Here is a 16513-nt window from a genome sequence, read left to right on the forward strand (position 1 = left end):
ATTTTAAACTAACTACTCACCTCTTACCACTGACTAATACACATCCAGCAAGTACCTTCCTTCTTCTTTCAGGTTTTCAACAAATGAAAAGGCTTCAGTTGCTGACTTGCCGCCATGATGCTGCGCGATCTGTATCAGCGCGTTTTCTACATCTGCGCTCATGGGCGTTCTTGAGCCGCATACGTATACATATGCACCTTCATTAATCCACTGCCACAGTTCGGCCGCATACTCCAGCATACGGTGCTGCACGTATATTTTAGATTGCTGATCTCTTGAAAAGGCAAGGTGCACATTCGTTAATACGCCGGTATCGGCCCAGTTCTGAATTTCCGTTTGGTAAAGGAAATCGGTAACAAAGCATTGATCTCCGAAGAAAAGCCAGTTACGCCCATCTGCACCTGTAGCATCTCTTTCGGCAAGGAAAGACCTGAACGGTGCAATACCTGTTCCCGGGCCGATCATGATAACATCTTTGTTAGCGGCAGGTAATTTAAACTGGGTGTTTTTATGTACGTAAAAATCAATTGTGGAATCAGGTTCCAACTGGGAAAGAAAATCTGAACATAAGCCATATTTCGTTTCACCGTTAATGCTGAACCTGTCTCTTGCCACGGTAATATGCACTTCGCCGCTATGTGCTTCGGGTGATGAGGAAACGGAATATAACCGCGGAGCAATGGGTTCCAGTATGGGTATTACCTGTTCAAACTGCGCCGCGTCTTTTACGGGGTAAATGCGCAGCAGGTCAATAAGGTCTATACGTGTATCCGGTATTTCCTGGTGTATAACAGACGCGTATTGTTTTACCACTCTTTCCGGGAGATGAATGATGTTTATTTTACGGGTTAATGCTTCGGCTATGGTATACCGTTCTTTCCTGAATTCGATAGCAGTATCAGGATCAACACCGGTAATCGTTAAAATATTTTCTACCAGTTCCTTCCTGTTATGCGGAATTAAGCCAATAGAATCTCCGGGTTCATACTGAACATCTTCATCAACGGTAATTTCAATGTGATGGGTTTGTTTGTTGGAGCCGCGGTCGTTAAGATTAAGATTGGTAAGTATAACGCCCGTGTAGTTTTTTTTGCCTTTCGGTTTCTTAGCCGGAGCTGTCGCCGTATTACTGCTTCCTCCATCGCTTAATGTTTTCATTACCTGCGAAAACCAGGTTGCAGCTTCTTCGGCATATTCCGTATCACATTTTTGTAACGGTACAATACGTTTTGCTCCCAGCTTGTTCAACTGGCAGTCTACATCTTCCCCTGCTTTACAAAACATAGGGTAAGAGCTGTCGCCCAGTGCCAGCACACTAAATTTCATTTTATCAAGCCCAAGCGGTTGCTGGTGTATATGATCGTAGAATTTTTTTGCTGTAACCGGCGGCTCGCCATCTCCCTGTGTGCTGATCACCAGAAACACATATTCCTCTTTAACCAGATCGGTAATGCGATACTGATCAATAGAACTGAGTTTTACATTAATGCCCCGCTTTTTGGCCTGTGTGGCAAATTCGGTAGCAACCTTTTTCGAGTTTCCGGTTTCTGTGCCAAATAAAATCGAAATTTTGCTAACGCGGGGAGCGGCCTTCATCTCTTCCGGCGCACCGGTTCCATTGGCTTCGGATGTTACCAATCCGGCAATAAATCCATTCATCCATATGAGTTCCTCGCGGGATGACTGGGTAATGAGATCCTGGAATGCTTTTAGTCTATGCTCTGCTAACATGTGCTTGCTGATTGTGGGTATTATTTTGCAATGATGCTATTGATTTAAAATATTGTGTTCTTTCCGGCGCATTGGTAAACCATGCAAACTGGTCATGCAGGGCTACTACTTTTCCTATAATCACCAGCGAGGGAGAAATGAAGGACATGCCCCGGAATTGTTGTAAATAATCGTAAATGTTTGCGGTATGCACCTGCTGTAAAGGAGTAGTGGCCTGTTCTATTACCGCAATATGTTTATCCCTGCCCACGCCATAGCGGATCAGTTTGGATACGATTCCCTCTACGGTTTCGGCCGACATGTAAAATACCAGCGTATCGTTTGTGGCCGCAATTTCCTGCCAGTACTGATCGGGTACCACGTCCGATTTGTAATAGGTAAGCAGCCGCACCGCCGTGGAATGGTCTCTTGCTGTTAAAGGAATACCCGCATAGGCAGCGGCGCCCAGTGCTGCGGTTATACCCGGTATTATTTCATAGGCAATGTTGTTTTGCACCAGCACCTGCAGTTCATCCAGTATATTGGAAAAAATGGATACATCTCCTCCCTTTAAACGAACCACTAATTTGCCCTGCCATGCATAATCCAGCATCAACTGGTTAATGGTTTGCTGTGGAGTGGAAATGCCCCGGCGGCATTGTTTGCCAACATATATTATTTGGGCAGACGGATTAACGTATTGCTTCAGTATATCGTTGCTTACCAGCCGGTCTGTTAATACCACATCGGCCTGCTGAAGATAGCGTACAGCCTTTACCGTTATTAGTTCCGGATCACCCGGACCCGCAGCCGCCAGTATTACTTTCCCCCATTTGGTTATTTCCCCCGGTATCATTAGTTAACTTGTTTTGTAGACTTCTAAATCAAAAAAAATTATTATACCTGTTTCGTGTTGTCTTTTTGTATGATGCCGCTATGGTGTTCCACTATTACATTGGGTGGAACGGATTGGGTTAACCACACGTTTCCACCGATAACACTGTTTTTACCAATAAGGGTTTCACCGCCTAATATTGTTGCACCAGAATAAATGATCACATTATCTTCAATAGTAGGGTGGCGTTTACCGGTAGCTTTATCCCTGGAAGTGCTTAACGCACCAATGGTTACTCCCTGGTAAATTTTTACATGCTTTCCAATTAGGGTGGTTTCCCCAATAACGATACCCGTGCCATGATCAATGAAAAATGATTCGCCGATGGTAGCGCCGGGATGTATGTCAATACCTGTTTTACTATGTGCGTATTCGGTAAAGAGGCGTGGCAGCATCTTTACCTGCTGCTTCCATAACTGGTTGGAAAACCGGTAGACGGCTATTGCGTAAAATCCGGGATAGGCCAATACTACTTCTTCGGGAGACTGGGCTGCCGGATCGTACAGGAATATAGCCTGCGCGTCTTTTTGTAAAGTGTGGTACAGGCCCGGCAGTGCGTCAAAAAAATCATCACTGGCATTTTGCGCTGCTTTACCATCTTTTACTACTTCATACACTAATGTAGACAGGTGGCTTTTCAGCGATTCGAAAGCTTTCTCTAACTCGTATTGATTCTGCTGTCTTAAAGTAGCAGGAAGAAATAGTAAACTAAAAAGGTCGTCAATAAAAAGAGTGGCCAGTTCCTTGTCCGGAATGGCGGAGAAATTTTTATTTTTCCACTCGGCTATTTGCGCTATGAATGTTTTTTGAGACATGATGTTTTGCCCGGGCAATACGTTTATTTAGGAAATGAAATTATTTTGTTGTGTTATTGAATCATACAGGCACCTACAGTTACGTTGCTGGTTTCATCAATTAGTACAGCCCCTCCGTTTACGCGCAGGTCTTTATAACTGTCATATACCACCGGGTGCGCCGTTTTGATGGTTACTTTTACAATATCATTCAGCTCTACCTGTGCCGGGCTGTCTTTTTTCTGTAATGAGTTCACATCCACACGGAAGGCAATATCCTTTACTACGCTTCTTACTCTTGTACTGTTTATTTGGAGTAAATATTTATTACCGGCAACCAGGGGCTTACTGTCCATCCAGCATACCAGCACTTCCAGCTCCTGCGCGGTTTGGGGTAAATCGCTGTTCAGTACAATTACATCACCGCGGCTGATGTCAATATCATCTTCGGTATGTAATACAACAGCCTGCGGCGCAAATGCCTCGTCAACCAATCTTCCGCCGTCTATTTCTATAGCTTTGATGGTGCTGGTTGCTCCTGAAGGTAAAACGGTTATAGCAGCTCCTTTTTTGTAGATACCGCTTATAATTTTACCCGCATATCCGCGGTAGTCGTGCAATGCTTCTGTTTGCGGGCGAATAACATATTGTACAGGAAAGCGCGCTTTGTCCAGGTTGATCACTTTTTGTACTTCTACGTTTTCCAGCAGGTGAAGCAACGGATCACCTTCGTACCACTGCAGCGCTACAGACCGTTCTACTATATTATCTCCATTCAGCGCGCTGATAGGGATATAGGTTACATTATTTAGTTCCAGCGCTTTCGCCAGTTTGGCATATTCAATAACGATATTGTTATACACGTCCTGCGAATAACCTACCAGGTCCATTTTATTAACAGCAACGATCACCTGCGGCATATGCAGCAGCGAGGCAATAATGGAATGCCGGCGGGTTTGTTCGGCAACGCCATTTCGCGCATCAACCAGGATAATGACCAGGTCGGAATTGGATGCACCGGTTACCATGTTGCGGGTGTACTGAATATGCCCCGGCGCATCGGCAATAATAAATTTACGTTTGGGCGTGGTAAAATATTTATAAGCCACATCAATGGTAATACCCTGTTCCCTTTCGGCACGCAGTCCGTCTGTAAGCAGGGCCAGATCAATATCGCCTTCCTCCCTGTTTTTAGTTTGCTTTTCCATGGCTTCCAACTGGTCCACCATAATGTTTTTACTGTCGTACAGCAAACGCCCTATTAACGTGCTTTTGCCGTCATCTACACTTCCCGCTGTTATAAATCTGAGTATGTCCATTAGTGTATTTGTAGTTTCTTGTTTATAGTTTATCGTTTACAGTGTCTTACCACTTAAAAATATCCGTTCTTCTTCCTGTCTTCCATAGCGGCTTCCGACACTTTATCATCAATGCGTGTTTCGCCGCGTTCACTTGTTTTGGTGGCGATGATTTCGCTGATAATATCTTCAATGGTAGAAGCATTGGAAGCTACTGCCGCCGTGCAGGTCATATCGCCTACTGTACGGTAGCGCACTTTTTTCTGTACAATTACATCTGTTTCATCAATCCGTATGAAATCGGATACGGCTACATATTGGCCTTCGTATTCCAGTACTTCGCGATCGTGGGAAAAATAAATAGAAGGCAGGGCTATATTTTCCCGCCGTATATAATTCCATACATCTAATTCAGTCCAGTTGCTGATCGGAAATGCTCTCACGTTTTCTCCCTTATGAATTTTTCCATTATAAATATTCCACAATTCGGGGCGCTGGCGCTTGGGATCCCATTGTCCAAACTCATCGCGAACGGAAAATATCCTTTCTTTTGCTCTTGCTTTTTCTTCATCCCTGCGGGCACCGCCAATGCAGGCGTCAAAGCCAAACTCTTCAATAGTATCTAACAGCGTATAGGTTTGCAACTGGTTACGGCTGGCGAACTTTCCTTTTTGTTCTGTAAGCCGCTTTGCTTTAATGGTATCTTCCACATGGCGCACGATTAGTTTTTCTCCAATCTGCTCTGCCAGGTAATCGCGGAACTGCAGGGCTTCTGGAAAATTATGCCCTGTATCAATATGTACCAGCGGAAAGGGAAATTTTCCGGGGCGAAAAGCTTTCAGCGCCAGGTGCACTAATGTAATAGAATCTTTTCCACCGCTGAATAATAAGGCCGGTTTTTCAAACTGTCCTGCTACTTCACGAAAAATATGTATGGATTCCGACTCCAGTTCGTCTAAATAATCTAAATGGTAGTTATTCATCTATTTCAGTTAATTGCGTTATAGTTAAAGTTCATTCCCACAAATCAATTTATCTTTAAAGTTCCCTCCTTTTCAAACCCGCCTGCCGTTGGGCTGGTTTTCAAATCAGCACATTTTCGCATTCTATATGCGGTCTGACGCTCCTTCGTTGCGTACCGACCGCGCCATTTTCACCCGCCTATTCAGTCGGGCAGGCATTTCCACATTCTCACATTTTCACATTCTCCCCATGCACATGCAGTCCGCATTCTTTTTTTGCTGTATCTTCCCACCACCACCTGCCGGCGCGAAAATCTTCACCCGGCTTAATGGCCCTGGTGCAGGGTGCGCAGCCAATACTTACAAAGCCTTTATCGTGCAATGGATTGTAAGGAATATTGTTGTCATTGATAAGCGCCTTTACTTCCGTTGTTGTCCAGTGAAGCAGGGGATGGTATTTAACGATGGTATTAGCGCCATCCCATTCAACGGGCTGCATATCGCCGCGGTTAGGCGAATGTTCGGCGCGTATGCCGGTGATCCATATTTTTTTATTTTTGAGGGCTCTTTGCAAGGGCTCTACTTTACGGATAAAGCAGCATTGCTTGCGGTTGTCAACCGATTCATAAAAGCTGTTAGGGCCTTTTTCGGCTACAAATTGCTGCAGTGTTAAACTGTTGGGATAGTACGCTGTAATAGTGCGGTTATATTTTTCCAGTGTACGGCTCCAGGTAGAATAGGTTTCCGCAAACAGGCGTCCGGTATCTAAGGTAAACACCTGTATATTCAGTGCTTCATTAAATATGAAATGCGTAATTGCCTGGTCTTCCCAGCTAAAACTGGTAGAAAAAACCACTTCACCGGGGTAGCGCTCCGATAAGTTCCGGAGATTTTGAATAATATCCGGCGATTGAGTAAGCTGTGAAATGCTTTGAATTTCGCTTTGAGGAATCTGCTGAGTCATAATACACTTAAATTGATAGCAAGCAAAAGTATTCGTTGAGTTATTTATTTCCTGTGGAACTGCGTTGAATGACTACAGGCAACAACAACAACAATTATTTTTTTTAATGATTACCATCAAAGCGTTCTGATTACTCTATTAAACTGGTGGACAAAGATAATATAGAATTTTATATGGCCAATTTATTTTGGCAACAATTTATTTTTTTGATTTTTCAACCTTTTTGATATTACCTTTGCGCCAGTTCTTATTGTTATTACTTATCGAGAAAGGCTGAGGGACTGGCCCAGCGAAGCCTTGACAACCTATTTCATAGTGTTATTATAACAGTATGGGAAAAGGTGCCAATTCCATTTCCGCCCAGGCGGAGCAGATAAGTCGGATGAAAAGCTGATTACTCTTAAACTGGTTATACTATCAAAGCTCTTCCCGCTACTGCCGGAAGGGCTTTTTTATTTGCTGCATGATCTTTTGTATATGGAGTAGCTATCCGTATAATTTGATGGTGCCGGTAAATACTGCGGGGTAGGCCTGAATATATAATAGAAATTAACAATCAAAAAAATTGGGAATAATGGTAAAGTCTTTTAATTTTACCTCCCTTCCATTCAGTTCTATGTTATCAGCAGTAATAAAAAATAGTATATATTTCAGCAATGTACGCCTGTGCATTGATTGCTGTTGTTGTATGCCGTGAGGCATACCATTTAACATATAACCCACATTAGGTTGATAACCTCTTTCCCGTATTCACAGCGCTTCTTTTTGTATATTTAATATTTATCATTTCAATAAATTAAATTTTCCATGAGTAACTATCGTTTTGAAACCTTACAACAACATGCCGGTCAGGAAGTTGATCCTGTAACAAAGTCGAGGGCAGTACCCATTTATCAAACTACAGCTTTTCAGTTTGATAATACAGAGCATGCTGCCAATCTTTTTGGACTAAAAGAATTTGGTAATATTTACACCCGCATCATGAACCCTACCACCGATGTGTTTGAAAAAAGAATTGCGGCACTGGAGGGAGGCGTTGCCGCGGTAGCAACGGCATCGGGTCAGGCGGCGCAGCTTTTGGCTTTACATAATATTCTTCAGGCAGGAGACAACTTTGTAACCAGTTCCCATTTGTATGGAGGTACTTATAACCAGTTTAAGGTAGCGTTTAAGCGTCTCGGTATAGAAGCCCGGTTTGCAGATGTTAATAATGTGGAAAGTTTTGTAAAAGCCATTGATAAAAACACAAAGGCAATTTACCTCGAAACAATTGGTAACCCCAGCTTAAGCATACCTGATTTTGAAAAATTTTCGGCATTGGCTAAAGAATATGATCTTCCGCTCATTGTTGATAATACCTTCGGCGCCTGCGGGTATCTTTTCCGCCCTATTGAATGGGGCGCTAATGTAGTGGTGCAGTCTACTACAAAGTGGGTCACGGGTCATGGTACCACCATTGGCGGAGTAATTGTGGATGGTGGAAATTATAACTGGAACAATGGTAAGTTTCCCCAGTTTACCGAACCGAGTGAAGGGTACCATGGATTAAAATTCTGGGACGTGTTTGGCGAAGGCAATCCGCTGGGCTTACCTAATATTGCTTTTGCTATTCGTGCAAGAGTGGAAGGGTTAAGAGACCTGGGTACCTGTCAGAGTCCTTTTAATGCTTTTCTGGGTTTGCAGGGGTTAGAAACCCTTTCGTTGCGTATGGAGCGCCATGTGCAAAATTCGATGGCACTGGCTAAGTGGCTGGCATCACATCCCCAGGTAGAATTTGTATTGTATCCGGGTTTGGAAAACAGCCCCTATCACACACTGGCTAAGAAATACCTAACCAAAGGATATGGTGCTATTTTAAACTTTGGTATCAAAGGCGGAAAAGAGAATGGTCGCAAGTTTATAGATTCTCTTCAACTGGTAAGTCACCTTGCCAATATGGGAGATACCAAAACATTAGCTATCCATCCGGCATCTACAACTCACGAACAATTATCAGAAGAAGATCAGAAAGCTGCCGGCGTTGCACCCAACCTTGTAAGGATTAGCGTAGGTATTGAACATATTGAGGATATAAAGGCTGACTTTGAACAGGCATTTGAAAAAGTGTTTGCATCAAAAGCCGCTTTAAACTAAGTAAATAAAGAAACGTGAAGCTTTTAGTTTCACGTTTCCTCTTTTGTAATTCAAACGATGCAATAATAATAGTTGCTGGAAATATGTCTACACAGGTGTTTACACATACGGAACCCTTCATACTGGAAAGCGGCGAAACCATTTCACAATATCACCTGGCTTATACAACGCTGGGTAAGCTCAATACAAGGAAAGATAATGTGGTATGGGTTTTTCATGCGCTTACCGCCAACAGTAATCCTGCCGACTGGTGGCCGGGGTTAGTAGGAGAAGGAAAGTTATTTGATCCGGCTACCTGGTTTATTATTTGTGTTAATATGCCCGGAAGTTGTTATGGCAGCATTGGTCCGCTGGAAATTAACCCGGCAACCAATGAACGCTGGTATCACGATTTTCCGCTGTTTACCACCAGGGATATGGTAAGAAGCTACCGGTCTTTGCGGGAACATCTTGGTATTAAAAACATCCATATTGGCATTGGGGGTTCTATGGGCGGTCAGCAGTTATTGGAGTGGGCTATTGAAGAGCCGGGATTGTTTGAGCATGTAATTGCGCTGGCCACCAATGCGCAGCATTCGCCGTGGGGAATAGCCTTTAATGCTTCGCAACGCATGTGTATAGAAACAGACGCAACCTGGAAAGAGAAGATGCCGGAAGCGGGTTTACAGGGCATGAAGGCGGCAAGAAGTGTCGCGCTGCTGAGCTACCGTAATAATTATACGTATAATCTTACACAACCGAGAGATAAAAAAACAGCCTGGCCTGTTGCTCATCCTTTTGGCGGAGAAGCAGCCGAAAGTTACCAGCGCTACCAGGGCGAAAAGTTGGCCAAACGTTTTAACGCGTTCAGCTATTACCGGCTCAGCCAGGCAATGGACGCGCATGATGTGGGCAGGGGCAGAAATTCTGTAGAGGAAGCTTTGGGGCGAATACGTTCTAAAACTTTAGTGATCGGTATTGCCAACGATCTGCTTTTTCCACCGGAGGAACAGCAGAAAATTGCGGATCATATACCCGGGGCTGCCTATCATTTAATAGAATCGGCATACGGGCATGATGGCTTTTTGCTGGAATATGAAAAAATTGAGCAGGTATTGAAATCTTTTCTAAAAGAAGAAAGAACGCGTTATTTAAAAATTGTAAATCAATAAATACATGAATACACACCGGCAGTTGAATATCGGGTTATTTGGTTTTGGCGTGGTAGGGGAAGGGCTGTATAAGGTGCTGGAGCAAACGCCTTCACTGCACGCCAGCATAAAAAAGGTTTGTATAAAAAATCCCGGAAAAAAAAGAAACGCACCTGCCAGCCTGTTTACAACCAACAGGTTTGATTTGCTCAATGATCCGGAGATCAATGTAATCGTGGAAGTGATCAACGAATCGGAGCCGGCATTTGAAATAGTGTCTGCTGCTTTAAAAAATGGTAAAGCGGTAGTAAGCGCCAGTAAAAAAATGATTGCGGAACACCTTTCCGAAATACTGGCCATGCAACAGCAGTACGGTCAGCCTTTTTTATGCGAATCTGCCGCCTGCGCTTCTATACCGGTTATAAGAAACCTGGAGGAGTATTATGATAATGATTTGCTGCATTCCATACGGGCTATTGTAAACGGATCAACCAATTTCATTCTTACTAAAATGTTTGATGATAAGCTCGACTTTAAACAGGCATTAATACTGGCACAGCAACTGGGTTTTGCAGAAGCAGACCCCTCATTAGATGTAGACGGGTGGGATGCATTGAACAAGTGGACCTTTTTGCTAACCCATGCGTATGGCATTGTTGAAAAACCGGAAAACATTGTTTTTAACGGTATTCAAAATATTAAACTAACCGATGCTGCGGTAGCCCGTGAAAGGAATTATGAAATAAAATTAGTGGCCCAGGCAAAAAAATTAAACAATGGTATGGTGGCCGCTTTTGTATTACCCCAGTTTGTAACACACGATGACCCGCTGGCCTTTGTAAAAAATGAGTTTAATGGTGTGGTTATTGAAAGCAGCTTTGCCGATAAACAATTTTTTTATGGTAAGGGCGCCGGAAGTTTTCCTACCGCTTCGGCGGTACTGAGCGATATTTCCGCGCTTCGTTATGGATACCGTTATGAATATAAAAAGCTATATTATCATACGCCTCCCGTGCTTACCAATGAATTTTATGTTCGTGTTTACCTGAGTTTTGACGACTGGAAAAACATACCGCGTGAAAAATTTGAGTGGATTGAAGAGTGGCATGCCGGTGAACGGAAGTATCTTTCCGGCGTATTACATTTTAATCACCTCAAAAGCGCTTCCTGGTGGAAAGAAAACAATGTATCGCTGATACTGGCTCCGGATGCCATTATTGAAGATATAGAAATAAGAAAACTGAAAAAGAAAAGCTTAGAACTGGCAGGGATACTGGACTGATGCTTTTCTGTGATCTTAACAAAGAAAAGCACTAAGAGCCAAATAACAAGAACCAGATAAAACTCAGATTTCAAATTCGAAGACGTAAAATCCGAAACCCGAAGGATATCTCATCCTATCGGTAGCAGTTACTCAACGAGGCAACTTTTCATTTATCTTTAAGGGATTTACAGATTATTCCTGAACCTAACTGCACGGTCTGCTGCCATATGTGTATTAAGCGATTTTATTTTTTGGGTTTGATGCTGCTGTTTCACGCCTGCGTATTTGCGCAGGGAGAGGCTTACCAGTTCATGCGGCTCGATTTGCGTCATGGACTTTCACATAGCCAGGTAAACTGCATACTCAAAGATAGCAGGGGGTTTATGTGGTTTGGCACCATGTCTGGTCTAAATCGCTACGATGGCTATGATTTTAAAGTATTTAAAAATGATCTTCGCGATTCCGCTTCGCTCAGTGATAATTATGTAGAAAGGATATTTGATCTGCCCGGCGGAAAGTTATGGATAGCTACCCGCAATGGCAATAATATTTATGATCCTGTTACAGATCATTTAAGCAGGAACGATCTCGGCTATTTGTCACAATTATCACTTCCTCCCGGCAATATATATTCCGTTGTAAAGGACCGCCAGGGTAATTACTGGTTCGTGTATCAAAATAATGCCGGCGTATACAGGTATTCGCCGGCAACAAAAAAAATAATGCCCTTACAGCACGATCCCGATGATTCTTTAAGTATTGCTACCAACGATGTGGCGGCGCTGGCGCAGGATGCACATGATAATATCTGGATCGTTCACCGCAATGGTATCATTGAAAAGCTGGATGCAACTACCTATCGCGTTATTCAGCGCACCAGCCAGATAAAAAACATTACGAAAGGCAGTATTCAGCATTACGCCTTATTTATAGATAGCGATAATGAACTGTGGGTGAGCGTTTTGCTGTCTGGCAATCCCGGCGGCGTATTTTATTATCAGCCTGCCGTTGATCAGTTGTCGCACTTTTCAAAAGAAAGAGGCGCTATCCGGCTTAACACCAATATTATTACAGGCATAACTCAGGACCAGGACGGGATACTATGGATTGGTACGGATCACGGCGGCGTAAACCTTGTAAATAAAAAAAATAAAACCGTTCGCTATTTGCTGAGTGACGCGGAAGACCATACCACCATCAGCCAAAACAGTATTTATTCGGTATATAAAGATAGCGGTAATATTATATGGCTGGGTACCTACAAACAGGGTATATGCTATTATAATAACAGCATGGCCATGTTTAGCTTGTTCAGGCATAAAGTTTCTGATGCTAACAGCCTGCCTTATGAAGACGTGAACAGGTTTGCGGAAGACGCAAAGGGGAATTTATGGATAGGTACGAATGGCGGCGGACTGGTGTATTATGACCGCCTGCAGAATAAATTCTCTGTTTTTCGGCACAACCCTTCCGATCCGAATAGTTTGAGCAATGATGTAATTGTGAGTTTATTTGTGGATCACGAACAGAAATTATGGATAGGCACTTATTTTGGAGGGCTGAATTGTTATGATGGCAAAAAATTCACGCAATTCCGTCATAATCCCGCCGATACAAACAGCATTTCAGACAACAGCATCTGGGAAATATTTGAAGACAGTGATAATGATTTATGGATAGGAACACTTAGCGGCGGACTAAACCGTTACAACCGGGAGAAGCAAACCTTTCACCATTACCGGGTAGAGGACGGCCGCTCGTTGCATTCTAATTATATCTCCGCCATTATTGAAGATAAAGCGCAAAATATTTGGATCGGCACTTCCAATGGTATTGATGTGTTTGACAAAAAGAATAAGCGCTTTCGCTATTTGGGGCATGATGATGGCGATAGCAGCTCATTAAGCAATAATAATGTCATTACCCTGCTGCTCGACAGCCGGCAAATGTTATGGGTAGGCACGCGTGAAGGATTGAACCTGTTAGATAAAACAAATAATACGTTTACTGTTTTTCGTAAAGAAGATGGGCTGGCAGACAATACCATTCTTACCCTGCTGGAAGATAATAAGGGTAACCTTTGGGTGGGTACACCGAATGGTTTAAGTAACGTAGTGGTAAAAAATATATCCGGCAGGGTAACTATACAGGTTGAAAATTATGATGAATCCAATGGCTTGCAGGGAAGGGAGTTTAATGATAAAGCCGCGTTTAAAACCCGCACGGGCGAGTTGATTTTTGGCGGGCCTTATGGATTTAATCTTTTTAACCCGGATAAATTTCTGATGCATAAAACTATCCCCAGGATAGCGTTAACCGAATTCCTGCTGTTCAACAAGGCGGTAAAAGTAGGAGAAAAAATCAGAGGACATGTGGTATTAAACAAGTCCTTTACGGAAACAGAAGCGATTACGTTGCGCTACGACCAGAATGTGTTTTCTATAGGATTCACTGCGCTGGGTTCCGCTCAATCGCTGAAAGATAAATTTATGTATACGCTGGAGCGTTTCAATAACGGATGGCTTAGTACCGATGGGAGGCAGCGAACCATTACCTATACCAATCTTGATCCGGGCGAATACATATTCAGGGTGAAAGCAGATGGCGACTTTGGAGAAACGGATAATGAAGGAATAGCATTGCGTATCACCATCCTTCCCCCGTTTTGGAAAACCTGGCCTGCTTTTCTGCTGTATACTGTTTTTGCGGCAGGTATCCTGTTGCTGGCGCGGAGGCTTATCATTCAGCGCGCCAAAATGCGCTTTCAGTTTGATCATCAGAAAAAGGAAGCACAGCGTATACATGAGCTGGATATGCTGAAGCTGAAGTTTTTTACAAACGTAAGCCATGAATTCAGAACGCCCCTGTCGCTCATTATTGCCCCTGTGGAAAAAATGATGAAGCAAACGGAAGATGAAGGACAAAAAAAACATTTCCAGTTAATATACCGTAATGCCAAACGCCTGCTGGCATTAGTTAACCAGTTGCTCGATTTCAGGAAACTGGAGATGCATGAATTGCGCCTGTATCCTTCTTTGGGCGACATCGTTGGTTTTGTAAAAGAGCTCACCTTTTCCTTTAACGACCTTGCGGAAAAAAAGAATATCAGCTACACTTTTTGTTCTTCGGCAGAATCGCTGGAGATGTTGTTTGACCCGGATAAGATAGAACGTATTATGTTCAACCTTTTGTCTAACGCGTTTAAGTTTACTTCCGAAAAGGGAAGCATACATGTGGATATAACGGTTAGGGAAGCTGCAGATGCAGGAAGTTGTATTGATATTATGGTTACAGACAGTGGTATAGGCATTCCGGAGGAAGAACAGGATAAGATTTTTGAACGTTTTTTTCAGCATGAAGTACCTGGTAATATACTCAACCAGGGCAGCGGTATCGGGTTGGCTATTTCACGTGAGTTTGCCCGTTTGCACGGAGGCAGCATTCATGTTAAAAGTAAAGCGGGAGAAGGAACAGGGTTTACCGTTAGTTTGCCTGTTAAGCTCCGCCCTGCTGTTGCTGCCGAAGAGACTACAGCCGAAACCGCTATTGTAATGCATACTGCGCATGATACCATAACGGAAGAAATGCCGTATAAATCATCGCGGAAAAAAGAGAGCGTGCTGGTGGTAGACGATAACGATGATATCCGTTTTTATATCAAAGATAATTTACGGGCAAACTATACCGTGTATGAAGCAATGGATGGGAAGGAAGGCTGGAAAAAAGCCCGGGAATTTCAGCCGGATATAGTGATCAGCGATATTATGATGCCGGGAATGAGCGGACTGGAATTATGCCATAAAATAAAGAATGATACACGTACATCTCATATACCTGTAATATTACTTACAGCGCGTACTGCCGAAGAGCAAAAGTTAGAAGGTTTTGAAACAGGCGCCAATGATTACATTACCAAACCGTTCAGCTTTGAGATGCTGCAGTCGAGGATTAAAAGTTTACTGACGCACCAGGAAACCCTGCGGCGGTTATTTCAAAAGCAAATAGAAATAGAGCCCGGTGCGATCAGCGTAACACCGGTAGATGAAAATTTCATCAGGCAGGCCGTGGAAGAAGTGGAAAAAAATATAGCAGAATCTGAATTTTCTGTTGAAGATTTGAGTAAAGCCTTGTTCATGAGCCGGGTAGCTTTGTATAAGAAATTGCTTTCCTTAACAGGCAAAGCACCATTAGATTTCATCCGCGCCATTCGTATGAAAAGAGCGGCGCAACTGTTAGGAAAAACGCAAATGACGGTTGCTGAAGTGGCCTATGAAGTAGGTTTCAGCAATCCGAAATATTTTACCAGGTTTTTCAAGAAGGAATTTAATATGCTGCCTTCTGAATATATTACTGCCAACCGGGGCAAACAAGCAAAAAAATGAGCATTGAATACTTTATACAAATCTTCAATGCTCAATAATCAGATGGGAAGCGCAAGGGCTTTATCAATTACTGCTACTTCACATACTTCGCAAAAAAAACTAATGTGCGCTGCCAGGCTAATTTTGCCGCGGCTTCATTATAGCGCGTGGGCGCCGTATCATTATGAAAAGCGTGGTTCACGCCTTCATATATATACTTCTCGTAGGTGATGCCCGATTTTTTCAACGCTTCTTCATATGCGGGTATGCCGGCATTGATCCGTTCATCAAGCCCTGCGTAATGCAGTTGCACCGCCGCTTTTATTCCTGGAACATTGGCCGCATCGGGCTGCCCGCCATAAAAAGCAACAGCCGCCTGTAGTGAAGGCACATTTACCGCCAATTTATTAGCCATGCTGCCGCCCCAGCAAAAACCCACACAGCCTGCGTGTCCGTTATAATCTTTACGACCACGCAAATAATCAAACACTTTAATAAAATTGTATAAGCTGTCTTCCGCATTTAACTGCTGAAATAATGTACGGGCCTCATCTTCACTTGCCGGCGTACCACCCAGTGGCGATAAAGCATTGGGCGCAATGGCTAAATAACCTGCGTTGGCCGCGCGGCGGGTAACATCCTCAATATGAGCGTTTAATCCGCGGTTTTCATGAATAACAATAATAGCCGGGTATTTTGCCTCTTTTTTAGGCCGCGCCACGTAGGCCTGCATATTTCCTTTACCGCCGGGGTAGCTAATGCGTTCGGTAAATAAATCTGCTTCATGCACCGTTGCCGCATGTGCATAATTTAATTCCAGCATGGGCAGTAAAGCCATAGCCGCTGCGGTGCTGCCCGCTAATTTGGCAAGGCGGCCCAGGAAATCCTGGCGGCTTAGCGGCTTGTGCGTGTACTCATCGTAGAGCTTAATGATTTGCTGATCCATATAAACTGATTTAGTGATATAAAATGAAAAATTAAATCATGATAATATGGTTCAGG

The 16513-nt window shown here is 43.4% G+C and carries 11 protein-coding genes and 1 riboswitch; of the genes, 4 read left to right on the forward strand and 7 right to left on the reverse strand.

Translation table 11 applies throughout. The features are described from left to right. Positions 1-33 precede the first annotated feature (33 nt). The 6 genes from VL121_RS01370 to VL121_RS01395 form a co-directional block, all read right to left on the reverse strand. Complete coding sequence (locus VL121_RS01370; protein ID WP_325401372.1) at positions 34-1731, reverse strand: diflavin oxidoreductase; 1698 nt, start codon at positions 1729-1731, stop codon at positions 34-36. Further along, positions 1715-2566, reverse strand: coding sequence for a uroporphyrinogen-III C-methyltransferase (gene cobA / locus VL121_RS01375; RefSeq protein WP_325401374.1), 852 nt, complete (start codon positions 2564-2566; stop codon positions 1715-1717). The genes VL121_RS01370 and cobA overlap by 17 nt, the downstream gene beginning before the upstream one ends. Positions 2567-2607: 41 nt before the next feature. Continuing rightward, positions 2608-3420, reverse strand: a complete 813-nt coding sequence (gene epsC, locus VL121_RS01380; RefSeq protein WP_325401376.1) for a serine O-acetyltransferase EpsC — start codon at positions 3418-3420, stop codon at positions 2608-2610. A gap of 53 nt (positions 3421-3473) precedes the next feature. Next, positions 3474-4718 (reverse strand): sulfate adenylyltransferase subunit 1, encoded by a 1245-nt coding sequence (locus VL121_RS01385; protein WP_325401378.1) that lies wholly within the window; start codon positions 4716-4718, stop codon positions 3474-3476. A gap of 53 nt (positions 4719-4771) precedes the next feature. Then, positions 4772-5680, reverse strand: a complete 909-nt coding sequence (cysD, locus tag VL121_RS01390; RefSeq protein WP_325401380.1) for a sulfate adenylyltransferase subunit CysD — start codon at positions 5678-5680, stop codon at positions 4772-4774. Positions 5681-5888: 208 nt separating this feature from the next. After that, positions 5889-6623 carry a phosphoadenylyl-sulfate reductase gene (locus VL121_RS01395; RefSeq protein ID WP_325401382.1) on the reverse strand — a complete coding sequence of 245 codons (735 nt, stop codon included), beginning with the start codon at positions 6621-6623 and terminating at the stop codon, positions 5889-5891. A 257-nt stretch (positions 6624-6880) separates the two neighbouring features. Continuing rightward, a riboswitch (SAM riboswitch) is annotated at positions 6881-7003 on the forward strand. A 427-nt stretch (positions 7004-7430) separates the two neighbouring features. Here VL121_RS01395 and VL121_RS01400 point away from each other — a divergent pair. The 4 genes from VL121_RS01400 to VL121_RS01415 all read left to right on the forward strand — a co-directional run bounded on the left by VL121_RS01400 (position 7431) and on the right by VL121_RS01415 (position 15532). Next, positions 7431-8756, forward strand: coding sequence for an O-acetylhomoserine aminocarboxypropyltransferase/cysteine synthase family protein (locus VL121_RS01400; RefSeq protein WP_325401384.1), 1326 nt, complete (start codon positions 7431-7433; stop codon positions 8754-8756). Between the two features lie 83 nt (positions 8757-8839). Next, the gene (locus VL121_RS01405) at positions 8840-9907 is read left to right on the forward strand and encodes a homoserine O-acetyltransferase family protein (protein WP_325401386.1); all 1068 of its coding nucleotides are present in this window, start codon (positions 8840-8842) and stop codon (positions 9905-9907) included. Between the two features lie 4 nt (positions 9908-9911). Next, the gene (locus tag VL121_RS01410; protein WP_325401388.1) at positions 9912-11168 is read left to right on the forward strand and encodes a homoserine dehydrogenase; all 1257 of its coding nucleotides are present in this window, start codon (positions 9912-9914) and stop codon (positions 11166-11168) included. A 242-nt stretch (positions 11169-11410) separates the two neighbouring features. Beyond that, positions 11411-15532: a two-component regulator propeller domain-containing protein gene (locus tag VL121_RS01415; RefSeq protein ID WP_325401586.1), complete on the forward strand. Its 4122-nt coding sequence runs from the start codon at positions 11411-11413 to the stop codon at positions 15530-15532. Between the two features lie 73 nt (positions 15533-15605). Here VL121_RS01415 and VL121_RS01420 read toward each other — a convergent pair whose 3' ends face one another. Next, positions 15606-16457 carry a dienelactone hydrolase family protein gene (locus tag VL121_RS01420; RefSeq protein WP_325401390.1) on the reverse strand — a complete coding sequence of 284 codons (852 nt, stop codon included), beginning with the start codon at positions 16455-16457 and terminating at the stop codon, positions 15606-15608. Between the last annotated feature and the right edge of the window lie 56 nt (positions 16458-16513).

This window comes from Agriterribacter sp. (assembly GCF_035497235.1).
Taxonomy (GTDB): Bacteria; Bacteroidota; Bacteroidia; order Chitinophagales; family Chitinophagaceae; genus Agriterribacter.